Genomic DNA, 15,940 nt, shown 5'->3' with positions numbered 1-15,940 from the left:
AAGGATGGCTAGGCACGCCTTTGGCATTGTAGTCAGGGCGTTGACGCACACCCTGTGGATGTGGTCAAGCAACAGGCAGTCCTAGCTTGAATCGATGGTTGCCAAAGAGACCGCTGATCGAGGGGCGGATCAGCAGCTCTATGCCAAAGTCATGTTGATGCAAAAGATACAAAAAATGACATTATGAGTGTCGTGAATCCCCTGAATTGGGGGGGAGGGGTAGGTACCCTTCACGGACAATTGCTGCAGCGCGGCGCGCCCCGAGCGTCGCAGGAGTTTTCAGTGTGATCAATCGTCTGGCTGCGCCCTTGCTTGCTTTGCCGCGCCCCATGAAGCGCATGCTGGCCCTGGGTGTCGACGCAGTGCTTTGCGTCTTGTGCGTGTGGTTAGCGTTCAGCTTCCGCTATGAGCAATGGGTAGTGCCGCACGGCGTCCAGTGGTCCGCCGTTGCAGTCGCTGTAGCGCTGGCTCTCCCGCTCTTTGTGGTTTTTGGGCTTTACCGTGCCATTTTTCGATATGCGGGGACGGCTGCGGTCATGGCGATCGTGCGCGTGTGCGTGCTCTTTGGTCTCGGCTATGTTTTGATCTTCTCAGTGGTTGGCGTAAGGGGAGTGCCTCGCACGGTCGGTCTACTGGTGCCGCTGCTCTTGTTTTTGGCCGTTGCAGGCTCCCGCATGTTTGCGCGTTACTGGCTGGGCGGCCTCTATATGAGCGCGCTGCAGCGCAAGCAACTACCTCAGGTTGTGATCTACGGTGCAGGTAGTGCTGGTTTGCAGTTGGCTGCGGCGTTGGCGCAAAGTCGGGACATGGTGGTCCGTGCCTTCGTTGACGACGCCCCGCACCTCCAGGGCAACACGATCAACGGCCTGCACATCCAGTCTTCCGATTGGCTCAAGGACCACGCCGCCAGTTGGAACATCTCGGATGTCCTGCTTGCGCTGCCTTCCGCCAGCCATGGGCGTCGCGTCGAAATCCTGAACCAACTGTTGCCATTGCATCTGCATGTACGAATGCTTCCGGGGCTTCTCGATTTGGCCAACGGCAAGGTGCAGGTGAAGGACCTGGTTGAAGTCGACATTGAAGACTTGCTGGGCCGGGATCCGGTCGAGCCGGTGGCAGACTTGTTGCATAAGCACATCCGCGGCAAAGTAGTGCTGGTCACTGGTGCTGGTGGTTCCATCGGCAGTGAACTGTGTCGGCAGATTGTCCAGCTGACGCCTTCCACGTTGCTGCTCGTTGAGTTGAGCGAGTATGCGCTCTATGCGATTCATCAGGAGCTGGAGCAACTGGCGCCGAACGTGCGTGTCGTTCCACTGCTAGCTTCGGTATGCGATGCGGCGCGGCTCCGCGAAGTGATGCGCGCCTGGCGTCCTGACACGGTCTATCACGCGGCGGCGTACAAGCATGTGCCGCTCGTCGAGCACAACCCGGCAGAGGGTGTGCGAAACAACGCAATAGGTACGCTCACAACGGCGCGGCTCGCCATGGAGTGCAAGATTCCCAACTTTGTCCTGATCAGCACCGACAAGGCCGTGCGACCGACGAACATCATGGGGGCCAGCAAGCGCGTCGCCGAAATGGCACTGCAGGGGCTGGCGCAGCACAGTTCGGACACTTGTTTCTCGATGGTCCGCTTTGGCAATGTGCTGGGTTCGAGTGGGTCAGTGGTGCCGCTGTTTCGCAAGCAGATCGAGGCGGGTGGCCCGATCACGCTGACGCATGCAGACATCACGCGCTATTTCATGACCATTCCCGAGGCCGCCCAGCTGGTGATTCAGGCGGGTGCGATGGCGCAGGGCGGCGATGTCTTCGTGCTCGATATGGGCGAGCCGGTGAGGATCATTGACCTCGCCCGCCGACTGGTGGAGCTTTCGGGGCGCACGGTCCGTGACGAGCATTCGCCGGATGGCGATATCGAGCTACAGGTGACTGGGCTGCGACCCGGCGAGAAGCTTTACGAAGAGCTCCTGATTGGCGACAGCGCAATGCCCACAGCGCATCCGCGTGTCATGAAGGCGCACGATCCCTGTCTGCCTTGGAATGAGCTCTGGCGCCAGTTCGAGACGCTGAATGCGGCACTCGAAAGCAGCGATGTGCCAATGCTGAAGCAGGCGCTGACGCAGATGCTGCCCGGCTATCGGCCCCATGCGGAGGTGGTGGACTGGGTGCATATGGAGCGTCACCGTGTGCGTGACCGTGCTCTGCCGATCGCAGCGGCAGTCGGCGCTGCGCAGGTGGGTGAGGCCAACCAGCCATCCGCGCCGAATCAGATTGCCGTGGCAATCTGATTCGATAGAACTGCTTCATTTTTTCCCGCCCCGACTCACTGAGGTGATGCTGAGACCAAGAGCCCCGGATCGGGGCTCTTTTGTTTTCAGGCCTGTGGCGCCTATTGCGCCCGCTTGAAGTCGAGGATGTTGTCCCCTGCCTTGGGTGCTTTGTCATCGGGCGGCGAGAAGCTGAAAGCCTTTGGATCCCGTATCGACGTCATCTCGAACAGTGGGTTGATCCGTCCCAGCTTGGCGCCACCATCCCGTACCAGCGGAGCCCAAGCAAAGTTCGCAGTGAACTTGCTCGAGCGCGGCAGTAATGCATCGAAGGGAATGGAAACGTAGATGCCCTTGTCGAAGCTGCCTTCGCCGAACTGGGCGGCGGACACGTTGGTCTTGGTGGCCCAGGCGCCGATCGTCACGCCATTGTCGAAGCGGCGGCTGATATCGAGGGTGACGCCACGATCACCCGCCAAGTACTGACCCGCGCTGATCCTGGCTTGCACGCCGTTCCAGCCCGTGTCCCAATAGAGCGTGGCATGGCCGGTGTTGACCTTGTAGTCGCGCAGGCCGAGGTCTTGCGCGAAGTCGCGCTGGCGTACGTGGTTGATGTCGATGCCGAAGGCGAACTTGCTGCGCCACGGGCGGTAGAGCCATTCGGCGCCCACGCCGGCAAACATCGACTCAAGGGCGCCACCATAGACGCTGTAGTACTGGTCTTCGTTCAGTCGGCCCACGTGGGTCAGCTGAAACACCGGCATCGTCAACCGCTTGGTCGTTGCGTACTCGCGTTGGTAGGTTCGCACGCGGGGAAGGTTGCTGGGCGCCGTGTAGGTGAACTTGTCGAAGTTGTCAATCAGGCGCCAGTTCAGAGCGGCGTTCACCCAGGTGCTCGGTGTAAAGCGGTACTCCGCGGTGGCCGAGACGCCGAGTTGGTAGAGCATGAAGGCATCGGGGCCACCGAGGATCTGCGAGAAGCTCGGGGTCAGGCCGAAGGTGAGTTTTTCCGTGCGCCGCTCCCATGGCGCCATGGCCGGCGTCTCGCCGGACGATGCGGTGGCGGTTGTATCAGTGGGTGTGCGCTGCGGCGATGCCGGCACGTAGAGCCCGTCTTCGGTTCGGCCGCGCGGCGGGGCATAGTCGCGCTGGTCCGTGGCGCGCAGTTCTGCGGGCGTCTGTGCCTGGTAGTGCGCAGTCACCCACTCGCTGCGATCGACAACCTGCGTGTGTAGTGCGAGTCCGCGCTCGTTGTAGTGAAGCACGAAGTGCCTGATCGATGCCGGTGCATCGCGATGCATGACGGCAATGACCTGCTGCACGCGGGCCTCGCGGTACACCGTGTGGCTCTCGGTGATCCAGACGTGCGCGCTGTCGCCTTGCGGCGCGATGCGCTGCACGGTCCATTCGGTGCGTGCCTGGATCTCCGCCGCGGTGGTGGCCCATCCGGGTGGGTTGGTCGGCGCCTCCGGCGTGAAGCGGGGTGGCGGCGGGTCTGCGGGCTTGCTGGCTCGCATGCTTGCCATGTTGGTGGACAGGGTCAGGCCCACCATCACCTTGTTGCCGCGCTCCAGGCCGGCGGTGAAGGCCACGCCGGGTGAGTAGCGATATTCCAGGCCGATGTTGAAAGGTGAGCGCTGAACCTGGTTGTTCTGCTGGGGCTCGTTCTTGTAGTTGTTGCCTTCGTACTCGAGCTTGACGGTCAGGGGATCCCAGGGCGTGCGCCATTCGACGCCGCCGAACAAGGAGGCTGGCCCTCGAAAGAAGGCCTTGAAGTTTGTTTCGCCGCCCGTTGCTGAGCTCACCGTGCGCGTTCTGAAACGATTGCTCAGGGCCAGCAAGGGGTTTCGGATGTTTCCGCTGTTGCCCAGGTACCCCCAGCCGATGCCGAGGCTGAAGTCGAGATCGCCGTAGCGCTTGTTGGCGACCAGGTACTCTGCCGAAAAGAGGCCGGTACCGCCAAGGTCGCGAAAGCCCAGCGCAACCTGAGGCACATACGCGGATTCGCGCAGCAGCCGCAGCTTCACGTCGATGCTCTTGTCCTTGTTGCTCTGGCCAGTGGTGCTAGCGGCATACGCGCGGTTGCTGATGGAGGTGTAGCGAAAGCCCGCCTCCATCCAGTCCAGCGGCTGGAACATCACGTTCAGTCGCGTATAGGGCGACACGTGGCTGATCGAGGTGCGGAAATCACCGGCCTCGCCCATGCGTGCCGTCGGCGTCTGGAGCAGGCCGGTTTCGCCCCAGTCGTTGCTGCTTGTGCGAGGCGCCTTGTATTGCGGGGCTGAGGCGTCGGGGCGTATGGAGATGATGCTTTCCGGCGAAACTGACGGCGGGATGGACGTATTGGTTGCGGCGGTCGGCTTGGCAACTGCAAGCGCGGCAGTGGTGGTGCCGAGCGCCGCTGTCTGAGGCGAAGGGCCCTGGGTCGCCAGGAACTTGATGATGCCTTCCGATGCGTCGACCAGTTCGGCCATGCCGCGCGGCGCTGCCCAGATCCATGCACCGGGCGCCGGCTCATCGGAGGGGTGGCCGTTCCAGGGGGCGATGCCCACACGTGACGTCCGGCCGTCGGGCTGCGCCACCCATGCCCAATCGTGAGTCGTGTTGGGGGCGCAGGCGATGACGTAGTCCCAGGCGGTCCGGCCGGCTTCGTGCGCCACATGGCACAACTCGCCATTGGGGCGGACGACCGCGATGGTTTTCAATTGTGGAGAGGGCACCACGAGTTGCTGGCCGGCCGACAGCACCGGGTCTTGATCCGGGTGTGCCTGCAGCCAGCGGGGGTCCACGATGCCCAGCGCCACGCGGCCAGTGACCGGCAGGTTCTGCAGCCACGTGATGAGCTTCAGCCGATCGAGTTGCTCGGAGCGCGGGGCGCGCTTGCTGGCCGTCTCGAGGCGCACGAGCAGGGTGTTCTTCAGGAACTGCTGGGCCAGCCGTTCCTGCGGTACGCGCCATGCCAGCCCGGGCGCTGCAGTGCCTTCTGGCTGACGCAGCAACCAAGTGCTCAGTCGTTCGCCGGGTCGCACCTCGGCATCGCTTGCAGGTTCAACGGTGGCCGCGTTCTGCGACGGCTCCGCCGCGGCGCCAAGACTTGCCATCAGCGCGCAGGCAAGGGCCGTTCGACGGGGCCAATGCGGGGGGCTGATGGCTCGCAGGAAGGGGGAGCTCATGTACCAGCGCGCGCCGCGGTGCCGGCTGCTGGTGCGGGGGGTGTCCACTGTTCGAAGCTCATGCAGAGGTCGCGGGAAATACATTGCTCCGAATACACGACCTGAGGGGCGCCAGAAGCAAATGAAACGCCGAAGCGGGCGGGAGGAACGGAGGCTGTCGCAGGGCGGGACACGCTGCGTTCTTCATACCAGCGCAGGGCGCTTGCGGGCACGCCGGCGAGAGCGCTGTCGGTGGGCGGCGCGATTGACGCGCGCGCGATGTCGTCGCGAATGCCGAAGCGATAGCCGGGCATCAGGTCGCGTTCGCGCGCGTATGTCTGCGTGGTGTTGGCAGTGTGAGCTTGCCAGGCCGGGGGGTTGGCAAGTCGAACGTCGCGCCAGTCGGTGGACAGCCCGGTCGTGCCGACCAGTTGACCATTCAGAAGTCGGACGACCTCGCCCGTGCCGCTGTACCAAACCTCGACGGGCCCTTCGGCGCGCTGATCGATATAGCCGAGCACCATGTACAGGGCGCGCCCATCGACGGTGGCCCGCAGGTACCGATAGCTGGGATTGAAATTGGGCTGGGCTGCTGCAGACTCACCGCGATACAGCAGGCGAGCCGAGTCCAGCATGGCCGAGGTTCCGGAGGAGCAACCGCCAACGCCCAAGCAAAACGTTGCCAAAAGGCAACGTTCTAAGAGTCGCGTGGCGGAAGCAACGCGCGGACTTTTCAGCGAATGCCCTCCTTTCAGGAGGGCAAGCAGCATTAACGCGTGCCGGTAGTGCCCGTGCCGGTAGTGCCGGTGCCAGGGACGAAGAAGCCGCCGCCACCGTTGCCATTGTTGCTGCTGCCGAGGGCCAGCATCAGGGCGCCGGTGCCTCCAACAGCGCCCCATTGAGCGGGGGTCAGGCCGCCAAGGCCAGCAGCGGTTGCGCTCGGAGCGCCAGCGGGGCCCGGTGCAAATGCGCGAGTGTTGTTGCTTGCGGGCGCCGGGGTAACCTGCGTTTGGGCGAAAGCCGACGAGATTGCCAAGGTGGCAAGGGCGACGGTCGCAACCAGTTTGTTCGTCTTCACAGTGATCCTCTCAAAGGGTTTTTATGCTCTTGACTTGAGGTTAGCAGCATCAGAAGTGTGCCGCAACTAATTTGGCCTGGAGGACGAGGCGTTTGCCACGGCATCCTTGTAACCGTGTATTGCCTCGATTTTCGCGGATGAGTGTGACGGGCGCATGTGTATCTCAATGCTACGTAACGTTCCGCCTGCGACGACCGTAACGACGGCGACTGGCGCGTACCTCTATCCGCGGGGCAGCCGGCGTTGCCTCCGCATTTCTTCAATGAAATCAACGCACTGACCGAGCCATCGTTGCAATGGGCCGCATGGCCGACTCCCAGGCATTGTTCCTGCAGTACCCCGAAACGAAAGTTGACATTCAAGGTAGGCCGCGGGGCACAACAAGGGGATATGCGTGGTTCGATTGTCTGAAGGTGGGGTGGCGAAGGGTGTGCGAGTGTGCGGGCGCGCGGCCGATGGCGTGATCGGAGGCGTCTGCTCATGATGAATCACCTGTCCGCCAGCAGCGCACAGTCGGCGCCGGCACTCGCTGGCCGGTACGCCGCCTTGGGTTGCGCCTTCTTCGGTGCGCTGATCGTCGAGGGCGACCTGGCCCTGGCCGATCGCATGCGACGCCTTCTTTGCGATCTGGCCCCGGGGCGCCGCGTCGTGATCGCCTCCACGCACACGGAAGCGATCCGTCTGCTGGCCGCGTTGCCCTACGACCTGGTGCTGGTCGACATGCACCTGACTGACGATGGCGGCGTCGCGCTCCTGTCGCACCTGCGGCGTGCCTACCCACAGATCGACGCCATCGCCATGTCGAAGGACGACGACCGCCTGCTGGTCGAGGCCGCGATCTCGTCAGGAGCCTCCGGCTACCTGCTGACGAGCACCGACGATGCCGAACTCTCTTTCTTGCTGCGCTCGATCGAGCGCGGCGGTTCGCCGATGGACGCACGCGTCGCGCGTCGCGTCCTCGGCCTGATTGCGGCGTCCGCGAAACCGGAGGGTGTCGAGTCCGCATTGCGCGACGGCGACACGGTCTCGCCCCCGATGCCTGCTCCCGGGCTGCTGTCACCTCGGGAGCTCAATGTGCTGCGCCTGATCGCGCAAGGCTGGAGCAATCGGCAGATTGCCGAAGCGATCTGCCTCTCGATCAACACGGTCGAGTTCCACGCCAAGCGGATCTACCGCAAGCTGGCCGTCAAGTCGCGAACCCAGGCCGTTCGGCAGGCGACCCAGTACGGGCTGCTGAGCTGAGCGCCAAGGGCCGTCGCGTGCTGTCGCGCACGTGCTGCGGCGCCGTGCGCACGCGCGGCAATCATTGAAAAACCCTTTTGCGCCCCGCTACAATCTCGGGTTGACCTTGCTGTGGCAAAGGTCAGCCCCTGCTCCAGCGAAGAAGACTTAGAGGATCCCCATGAGTGACATGACCTCCGGCTCGCCCCGGATCGACACAAGCAAGCGGACGTGGTTGATCGCATCCAGCTGTGCCGGCGTAGCGGGCGGCGTGGCCACCGCAATCCCTTTTGTGAGCACATTCCAGCCGTCCGAAAAGGCCAAGGCCGCGGGCGCCGCGGTCGAAGTGGACATCTCGGCCCTCAAGGTCGGCGAAAAGATCACCGTCGAATGGCGTGGCAAGCCCGTCTGGATCCTCAAGCGCAGCCCTGACCAGGTCGCCGAACTCGCCAAGCTGGACGGCCAGCTTGCCGATCCGCTCTCCAAGCGTCACCCCGACGAATTCACGCCCAAGTACGCACAGAACGGCCACCGTTCGATCAAGCCCGATGTGCTGGTCGTGGTCGGCATCTGCACCCACCTCGGCTGCTCGCCGGTCGACCGCCTGCAGGCCGGCCCGCAACCCTCGCTGCCGAACGACTGGGAGGGCGGCTTCCTTTGCCCTTGCCACGGCTCCACGTTCGACCTCGCCGGTCGCGTCTTCAAGAACAAGCCCGCTCCTGACAACCTCCCTGTGCCTCCGCACATGTACCTGTCCGACACGCGCCTGCTTATCGGCGACGACAGCAAGAAGGCCTGAGGGAGACCACGAACATGGCTGAATTTCACGAAGTTTCCCCGAACGCCCCCGCCGGCGAGAAGCTGCTCAACTGGGTCGACAACCGTTTCCCGCTGACCAAGCTCTGGAACGACCAGTGGGGCAAGTACTACGCACCGAAGAATTTCAACTTCTGGTACATCTTCGGCTCGCTCGCGATGCTGGTCCTCGTGATCCAGATCGTGACCGGCATCTTCCTCGTCATGCACTACAAGCCCGACGCGAACCAGGCGTTCGCATCGGTCGAGTACATCATGCGCGACGTGCCCTGGGGCTGGTTGATCCGCTACATCCACTCGACGGGCGCCTCGGCGTTCTTCATCGTTGTGTATCTGCACATGTTCCGCGGCCTCATGTACGGCAGCTACCGCAAGCCGCGCGAGCTGATCTGGGTGTTCGGCTGCGCGATCTTCCTGTGCCTGATGGCCGAAGCTTTCATGGGCTACCTGCTGCCGTGGGGCCAGATGTCCTACTGGGGCGCCCAGGTGATCGTGAACCTGTTCGCCGCCATCCCGTTCATCGGTCCTGACCTGGCCCTGCTGATCCGCGGTGACTACGTCGTGAGCGACGCCACGCTGAACCGCTTCTTCAGCTTCCACGTCATCGCCGTGCCGCTGGTGCTGCTCGGCCTCGTGGTGGCCCACCTGATCGCGCTGCACGAAGTGGGTTCGAACAACCCCGACGGCATCGAGATCAAGGCCAAGCGCGGTCCCGACGGCCATCCGCTCGACGGCATCCCGTCGCACCCGTACTACACGGTGCACGACATCTTCGGCGTGGTGGTGTTCCTCACGATCTTCTCGGCCGTGATCTTCTTCGCGCCTGAAGCCGGTGGGTACTTCCTGGAGTACAACAACTTCATCCCGGCCGACTCGCTGAAGACGCCGAACCACATCGCTCCGGTCTGGTACTTCACGCCGTTCTATTCGATGCTGCGCGCCACCACCGACGACATGGTCAACGTGTTCGCGCTGATCATCGCGGCCGCCGCCGTCTGGAACTTCATCAAGGGCAAGTCGGGCATGGGCCTCAAGGTTGCCGCGGTGGTCGTGGCCGCCGTCGTGATCTTCCTGCTCAAGACCTTCGACGCCAAGTTCTGGGGCGTGGTCATCATGGGCGGCTCGGTCATCATCCTGTTCTTCCTGCCGTGGCTCGACCACAGCGAAGTCAAGTCGATCCGCTACCGTCCGAGCTGGCACAAGTATGTCTACGGCGTGTTCGTGTTCCTGTTCCTGATCCTGGGTTACCTCGGCATCCAGGCGCCCGGCGTCTGGGGCAACCTGGTCATCGGCTCGTTCGCCCTGGACATCGCCCAGACCATCTCGCAGATCGGCACGCTCTTCTACTTCGGCTTCTTCCTGCTGATGCCGTGGTGGAGCCGCAAGGGCGAATTCAAGACCGTGCCCGAGCGCGTGGTCTTCGCCGCCCATTGATGCGCGCACAAGTGCAAGAGAGCTTGAGAGAAACACGATGAAGAAAAGAATTTCCGGCTGGCTCGCTGTCATGGGTCTGGCACTGGGCCTGACCTTCTCCGCAGCCGCATCCGCCGAATCGGGCGGTCTGGCGTGGGACAAGTCGCCCAACAAGACCACCGACGTGGCGGCCCTGCAGAACGGCGCCAAGCTGTTCGTCAACTACTGCCTGAACTGCCACTCGGCCGCCTTCATGCGCTACAACCGCCTGCAGGACATCGGCATCAGCGAGCAGCAGATCAAGGACAACCTTCTGTTCACGACCGACAAGGTCGGCGAAACCATGAAGGCCAACATCGACGCGCGCCAGGCCAAGGAATGGTTCGGCACCACGCCGCCCGACCTGACGCTGGTCGCACGTTCGCGCGCCGGCCACGGCGGCACGGGCCCCGACTACCTGTACACCTTCCTGCGCAGCTTCTACCGCGACGACACCAAGGCCACCGGCTGGAACAACCTGCTGTTCCCGAGCGTCGCCATGCCGAACCCGCTGTGGGAACTGCAGGGCGAGCGCCTGCCGGTGCACGCCAAGGTCGAGCAGCACGGTCATGCCACCGACGTGTTCACGGGCAAGTGGGAGCAAGTGACCCCCGGCACGCTGACCCCGGTGCAGTTCGACAGCGCAGTGGGCGACCTCGTCGGCTACCTGCAGTGGATGGCCGAGCCGGCACAGAACACCCGTGTGCGCATCGGCGTGTGGGTGCTGCTGTTCCTGGCCATGTCGGTGGTTTTCGTATGGCGACTGAACGCCTCGTACTGGAAAGACGTCAAGTAATTCCGTTCACGCCGACCGGGCGCCTCGTGCGTCCGGTCCCACAGAGTGGGTTGCCCAGGCGACCCACTCTTTTTGATTTTTAGGAGTCTCTCGCCATGATGGTCTTGTATTCAGGAACGACCTGCCCCTTCTCCCACCGCTGCCGCTTCGTGTTGTTCGAAAAGGGCATGGACTTCGAGATCCGCGACGTCGATCTCTACAACAAGCCCGAAGACATCAGCGTGATGAACCCGTACGGCCAGGTGCCGATCCTGGTCGAGCGCGACCTGATCCTGTACGAGTCGAACATCATCAACGAGTACATCGACGAGCGCTTCCCGCATCCGCAACTGATGCCCGGCGACCCGGTCGACCGCGCCCGCGTGCGCCTGTTCCTGCTCAACTTCGAGAAGGAACTGTTCGTGCACGTCGCCACGCTCGAGAACCGCACCGCCAAGGGTAACGAGAAGGCGCTCGAAAAGGCCCGCTCGCACATCCGCGACCGCCTCACGCAGCTCGCGCCCGTGTTCCTCAAGAACAAGTACATGCTGGGCGACAACTTCTCGATGCTCGACGTGGCGATCGCACCGCTGCTGTGGCGCCTCGACTACTACGGCATCGACCTCAGCAAGAACGCGGCACCGCTGCTGAAGTACGCCGAGCGCATCTTCTCGCGCCCGGCCTACATCGAAGCACTGACGCCGTCCGAAAAGGTCATGCGAAAGTAAGTAAGCTGCGTGCTTGCTTCCTTCGTTTTCCGCCGCTTTTCATGATCAACGCGCTCGAGTCCTCTTCCACCCGCCCGTACCTCATCCGGGCGCTGTACGAGTGGTGCACCGACAACGGGTTCACGCCCTATGTCGCGGTGCTGGTCGACGACACCGTCCAGGTGCCGCGCGAGTACGTGAAGAACGGCGAGATCGTGCTGAACATCAGCTTCGACGCGACCAGCTCGCTGAAGCTGGGCAACGACTTCATCGAGTTCAAGGCCCGCTTCGCAGGCACGGCGCGCGAGATCAGCGTGCCGGTCGGTCGCGTGATCGCGATCTATGCGCGTGAAAACGGCCAGGGCATGGCGTTCCCGGCACCGGTGCCGGCCGCCACGTTGGACGATGGTGGCAATGACGCTGCCACGGCCACTTCATCGCCGAACAGCGCGCCGCGCATGCCGCTGCGCGATGCCTCGCGCGGCACCGAAGGCGACGCCAGCAAGGTGTTCCATCTGGTGACCGGCGAGGACGATGGCGAGGCGGTCGATGCGAGTTCAGAGCCTGCTGACCCGACCGACGAGCCGCCGCGTCCACCGGCCGGCGGCGGCTCTAGGCCGTCGCTGAAGCGCGTCAAGTGACGACGCGGTCGGCCTCAAAGCTGGCCGCTTAGAATCTTCGCCAACACTGTTTTTCAGCCGCTTTAGCTCAATTGGTAGAGCACCCGCCTTGTAAGCGGAAGGTCGTCAGTTCGATTCCGACAAGCGGCACCAAAATTAAAGCCCTGTAACGTCCAAGGACGTCCGGGCTTTTTCTTTTTTTACTCGAAGGAGCCTCGTCTTTCCCATGATGAGAGCGGCACTAAGGTACATCCCAACATGTCGCGGCGCATTGGTTTCAGTCGCGCATATTCATTCATAAAAATCTTAGTGTGGCATCTCCGCTTGGAGCGGATGGGAGTCGTTGAAAATGTGCGGACTTGCAGGTTTTCTGGGTGGTCAGTGGCCTAGTGATTCAGCTTCACAGTGGCTTAGAGCCATGACGGATGCGATAGCGAATCGGGGTCCCGATTCGGACGGACAGTGGCTGGGCGGAGATGTCGCTATCGGATTAGGGCACCGTCGTCTGGCCATCGTCGAGCTGTCTGACGCGGGTGCGCAGCCCATGACCTCAGCCTCGGGGCGATACGTTCTCGCCTACAACGGCGAGATCTATAACCACATGGATTTACGAGCCGAGCTGGACCGGTACGGCGGCGCTCCCGCTTGGCGGGGGCATTCAGACACCGAGACGCTGTTGGCTGGTTTCGATACATGGGGCATTCGCGCGACCGTAGAGCGGGCGGTAGGCATGTTTGCCTTTTCCGTGTGGGACCGGCAAACGCGGACCCTGACGCTCGCACGCGACCGTCTAGGCGAAAAGCCGCTGTACTACGGCTGGCAGGGCAGTGGTCGCGCCGCAGTGTTCTTGTTTGGCTCTGAACTGAAGGCATTGCGCGCGCATCCAGCATTCGGTGCGCAAATCAATCGCGATGCACTGTGCCTGTTCATGCGGCACAACAATGTGGGGGGGCAGCACTCCATCTACGAGGGAATTTACAAGCTATTGCCAGGTAGTTTGTTGACCGTGTCGCAGGCCGCCCCAGAGCCTGTCCTCCAGACCTATTGGTCGAATGCAGCAGCAGCGCAACGTGGCGCCGCTCAACGATTCGAAGGTAGTGCGAAAGAGGGCGTTGACGCACTCGAGGCTTTGCTCAAGGACGCGGTGCGACGACAGATGATGGCCGACGTGCCGCTGGGCGCCTTCCTTTCGGGCGGAGTCGATTCTTCTACCGTGGTCGCACTGATGCAAGCGCAGGCCAGTCGCCCGGTCAAGACCTTCTCGATCGGCTTTAACGAGGCGGCTTACAACGAGGCCGAGCATGCCAAAGCGGTGGCGCAGCACCTGGGCACTGAACACACCGAGATGTACGTTGCGCCAGAGCAGGCCTTGGCCGTCATTCCAAATCTGCCCCGGCTCTATTGCGAGCCGTTTGCCGACTCCTCGCAAATCCCTACGTTCCTGGTGAGCCAACTCGCGCGTCGTCATGTCACGGTGTCGCTCTCAGGTGATGCCGGAGACGAATTGTTCTGTGGCTACAACCGCTATTCGCTCACAGCGAGTTTGTGGCATCGCCTGTCGGCGGTGCCGCAGCCTCTGCGGCGCATGGTGGCCCGGGCGTTGACGAGCGTGTCTCCAGACCGTTTGAACCGCATTGCCGCTCATACGCCTCTCGCGCGCCGTTGGGCGAATGTGGGCGAGAAGTTGCATAAGGGCGCCGGTGCTATGACGGCGGGTTCGGCGGCCGAACTCTATCGGAACATGGTTTCGCATTGGTTGCACCCTGAAGATGTAGTGCTTGGAGGCGCAGAGCCGACCACGGTGCTCAATGATTCGGGGCCTGTCTTGAAGGGACTCAACGATGTTGAACACATGATGGGGCTCGACTTGCAGACCTATCTGCCCGATGACATCCTGACCAAGGTGGATCGGGCCGCCATGGGCGTGAGCCTGGAAACGCGCGTGCCTTTTCTCGATCACCGGGTCGTGGAATTCGCGTGGCAGTTGCCCATGGAATACAAGCTGCGAGAAGAAAACAAGAACTACACAACCAAATGGGCGCTGCGCCAGGTGCTGTTTCGCTACGTGCCCAAAGCACTGATCGAGCGACCCAAGATGGGTTTTGGCGTGCCCATCGACAGTTGGTTGCGCGGCCCCCTGCGCCCTTGGGCGGAAGACTTGCTGAGCGAGTCGCGGCTGAAGCGCGAGGGCTATTTCAACCCTGCGCCCATACGAAAAAGATGGGCGGAGCATCTGAGTGGGCAGCGGAACTGGCAGCACCAGCTCTGGTGCGTGCTGATGTTCCAGGCTTGGTTGGCGGAGCAGCGCAGCGTGAGATGAAGTTCCTGCTAGTTGCCAGTCTGGCCGCGTCGCTGATCAATTTTCGTGACCCCTTGATTGCAGCGCTGCAGCGCGCGGGCTAGCCGGATCTGCTGAGGCGCCATCTGGCGGGTGTTGTAATCGGCGTACGTGGCCAATGAAGCAGCCTGAACTACGACTTCTTCGTTGGGGCCCCCATTTTCGAACCCGAGGGTTACCGCAAGACCGCACTGGACCTTGATCTCAACGCGAGCCACTAATGACAAGCACTGGGCTGCTGCCGGTCTCATAGACACTGACCTAAGCTCTTGGAGCTTTCTCGAACTCTATCGGACTGACGTAGCTGAGCGTCGAATGACGGCGAGTCGGGTTGTAGAGCTGCTCGATGTAGTCGAACACATCGGCGCGGACCTGCTCGCTGGACCGGTACACCTTTCTGGCCGCGCGCTCAGTCTTCAGTGAGCTGATGAAGCTCTCCATGGCCGAGTTGTCCCAGACCTCACCCGCGCGGCTCATGCTGCAGGTGATGCCTTGCTCCTTCAGCTGCTCCTGGAAGTGCTCGCTGGTGTATTGGCTTCCTTGGTCGGAGTGATGCCGCAACGCGACCGGCTTGCCCCGGTGCCACACGGCCATCATCAATGCATCGGCCACGAGTTGCGAGGTCACGCTGCCCTGCATCGACCAGCCGACAATGCGACGCGAGTACAGGTCGAGCACCGCAGCGGCATATAGCCAGCCCTCGGCCGTCCAGATGTACGTGAAGTCGACCACCCACTTCTGGTTGGGCGCATCAGCCTGGGACTGACGGTCCGACACGTTGTCGGCGTTAGCGCTGCGCAGGCCTCGATCCTGCGGCAAGCCCCGGCGTCGCGGCTTCGCACGCCGGGGCTGTTCACGCTTGAGCCGTTCAATGCGGTGCAATTCGCATCGTTGACCCAGTGCCAGCACGTCATGCCACACGCGCCGGGCACCGTAGGGGCAGTCGCTGCCCAGGACGCTCTGACGCACCTGGCTGCCGAGCACCTCGTCTTCCAGGCTGCGTTGGCTTCGGGGCCTGCTGAGCCACGCATAGAGGCCACTTCGCGAGACACCGAGCGCCTCGCACATCATTGCCAACAGCCACGTCCCTCGGTGTTTCGCAACGAAGCCGAACTTCACCTCGACTCCTTGACGAAGTAGGCCACCGCTTTTTTTCAACAGGTCACGCTCCATGTGCAGCTTGGCGTTCTCTTGCCTCAAGCGCTCCAGCTCAGCCTGTTCGGGCTTCATCACGCCCTGACCAGGAAACGCCTGCTGCGGGTCGACCGCAGCCTCGCGCACCCACTTGCGCAACACGTTCTCGTGCACATCGAGGTCGCGTGCAGCCTGTGCCACCGACACGCCTCGTGCCTTCACCAGCTGACTGCCTCAAGCTTGAACTCTCGGCTGAATTGTCTTCTCGCTCCCATGAACCACCACCGGTTTCATTTCATACCCTAGCAAGGTTTCTTTGAAACCGGCAGCAGTCCAATGAGATCAATTTTTCGTCTGTAAACCCCACCGAAATCCGTAGA

Annotated in this window: 11 protein-coding genes and 1 tRNA gene; 9 read left to right on the top strand and 3 right to left on the bottom strand. The window is 62.5% G+C overall.

Annotation, left to right across the window (positions count from 1 at the left end; translation table 11 throughout):
- Positions 1-329 precede the first annotated feature (329 nt).
- A complete protein-coding gene (locus tag AC1RLW_RS29045; protein WP_493195990.1) occupies positions 330-2,288 on the top strand; it encodes a polysaccharide biosynthesis protein in 1,959 nt (652 codons plus the stop codon).
- 101 nt (positions 2,289-2,389) lie between these two features.
- On the opposite strand, the gene AC1RLW_RS29040 is transcribed toward AC1RLW_RS29045, so the two are convergent.
- Both AC1RLW_RS29040 and AC1RLW_RS29035 read right to left on the bottom strand, forming a co-directional pair.
- Entirely contained in the window at positions 2,390-5,440 is a 3,051-nt protein-coding gene (locus AC1RLW_RS29040) for a YjbH domain-containing protein (protein WP_493195989.1), read from the bottom strand.
- Positions 5,437-6,054: a YjbF family lipoprotein gene (locus AC1RLW_RS29035; RefSeq protein ID WP_493195988.1), complete on the bottom strand. Its 618-nt coding sequence runs from the start codon at positions 6,052-6,054 to the stop codon at positions 5,437-5,439. Before AC1RLW_RS29035 ends, AC1RLW_RS29040 begins: the two co-directional genes overlap by 4 nt.
- Before the next feature lie 923 nt (positions 6,055-6,977).
- On the opposite strand from AC1RLW_RS29035, the gene AC1RLW_RS29030 reads away from it, so the two are divergent.
- The 8 genes from AC1RLW_RS29030 (at position 6,978) to asnB (ending at position 14,408) form a co-directional block, all read left to right on the top strand.
- Entirely contained in the window at positions 6,978-7,739 is a 762-nt protein-coding gene (locus AC1RLW_RS29030; RefSeq protein WP_493195987.1) for a LuxR C-terminal-related transcriptional regulator, read from the top strand.
- Between the two features lie 160 nt (positions 7,740-7,899).
- Positions 7,900-8,517: a ubiquinol-cytochrome c reductase iron-sulfur subunit gene (petA, locus tag AC1RLW_RS29025; protein WP_062473677.1), complete on the top strand. Its 618-nt coding sequence runs from the start codon at positions 7,900-7,902 to the stop codon at positions 8,515-8,517.
- A 14-nt stretch (positions 8,518-8,531) separates the two neighbouring features.
- Complete coding sequence (locus AC1RLW_RS29020; protein ID WP_070059900.1) at positions 8,532-9,968, top strand: cytochrome b; 1,437 nt, start codon at positions 8,532-8,534, stop codon at positions 9,966-9,968.
- Positions 9,969-10,005: 37 nt separating this feature from the next.
- Positions 10,006-10,782 carry a cytochrome c1 gene (locus AC1RLW_RS29015; protein ID WP_062473681.1) on the top strand — a complete coding sequence of 259 codons (777 nt, stop codon included), beginning with the start codon at positions 10,006-10,008 and terminating at the stop codon, positions 10,780-10,782.
- A 95-nt stretch (positions 10,783-10,877) separates the two neighbouring features.
- Positions 10,878-11,489, top strand: coding sequence for a glutathione S-transferase N-terminal domain-containing protein (locus AC1RLW_RS29010; RefSeq protein ID WP_062473683.1), 612 nt, complete (start codon positions 10,878-10,880; stop codon positions 11,487-11,489).
- Positions 11,490-11,530: 41 nt separating this feature from the next.
- Positions 11,531-12,109, top strand: coding sequence for a ClpXP protease specificity-enhancing factor (locus AC1RLW_RS29005; protein WP_493195986.1), 579 nt, complete (start codon positions 11,531-11,533; stop codon positions 12,107-12,109).
- Positions 12,110-12,165: 56 nt separating this feature from the next.
- Positions 12,166-12,241, top strand: a tRNA-Thr gene (locus AC1RLW_RS29000).
- Between the two features lie 196 nt (positions 12,242-12,437).
- Positions 12,438-14,408, top strand: a complete 1,971-nt coding sequence (gene asnB / locus AC1RLW_RS28995; protein WP_493196129.1) for an asparagine synthase (glutamine-hydrolyzing) — start codon at positions 12,438-12,440, stop codon at positions 14,406-14,408.
- A 279-nt stretch (positions 14,409-14,687) separates the two neighbouring features.
- Here asnB and AC1RLW_RS28990 read toward each other — a convergent pair.
- A protein-coding gene (locus AC1RLW_RS28990) for an IS3 family transposase (RefSeq protein WP_493195985.1) occupies positions 14,688-15,835 on the bottom strand; the annotation gives its coding sequence in 2 pieces (ribosomal slippage) (positions 14,688-15,787 and positions 15,787-15,835; 1,149 coding nt in all).
- Between the last annotated feature and the right edge of the window lie 105 nt (positions 15,836-15,940).

It is taken from the genome of Variovorax sp. GW822-FHT04A09 (assembly GCF_058801005.1).
Note: the sequence above shows the minus strand (reverse complement) of the source record. Positions and strands in the feature narration are given on the sequence as shown.

What these genes read in the sequence shown, in the direction of transcription:
- AC1RLW_RS29045 (WP_493195990.1), top strand. Translation starts at nt 330, where the DNA reads ATGAAGCGCATGCTGGCCCTGGGTGTCGACGCAGTGCTTTGCGTCTTG.
- AC1RLW_RS29010 (WP_062473683.1), top strand. Translation starts at nt 10,878, where the DNA reads ATGATGGTCTTGTATTCAGGAACGACCTGCCCCTTCTCCCACCGCTGC.
- asnB (WP_493196129.1), top strand. Translation starts at nt 12,438, where the DNA reads ATGTGCGGACTTGCAGGTTTTCTGGGTGGTCAGTGGCCTAGTGATTCA.
- AC1RLW_RS29015 (WP_062473681.1), top strand. Translation starts at nt 10,006, where the DNA reads ATGAAGAAAAGAATTTCCGGCTGGCTCGCTGTCATGGGTCTGGCACTG.
- AC1RLW_RS29040 (WP_493195989.1), bottom strand. Translation starts at nt 5,440, where the DNA reads ATGAGCTCCCCCTTCCTGCGAGCCATCAGCCCCCCGCATTGGCCCCGT.
- AC1RLW_RS29020 (WP_070059900.1), top strand. Translation starts at nt 8,532, where the DNA reads ATGGCTGAATTTCACGAAGTTTCCCCGAACGCCCCCGCCGGCGAGAAG.
- petA (WP_062473677.1), top strand. Translation starts at nt 7,900, where the DNA reads ATGAGTGACATGACCTCCGGCTCGCCCCGGATCGACACAAGCAAGCGG.
- AC1RLW_RS29035 (WP_493195988.1), bottom strand. Translation starts at nt 6,054, where the DNA reads ATGCTGGACTCGGCTCGCCTGCTGTATCGCGGTGAGTCTGCAGCAGCC.
- AC1RLW_RS29030 (WP_493195987.1), top strand. Translation starts at nt 6,978, where the DNA reads ATGATGAATCACCTGTCCGCCAGCAGCGCACAGTCGGCGCCGGCACTC.
- AC1RLW_RS29005 (WP_493195986.1), top strand. Translation starts at nt 11,531, where the DNA reads ATGATCAACGCGCTCGAGTCCTCTTCCACCCGCCCGTACCTCATCCGG.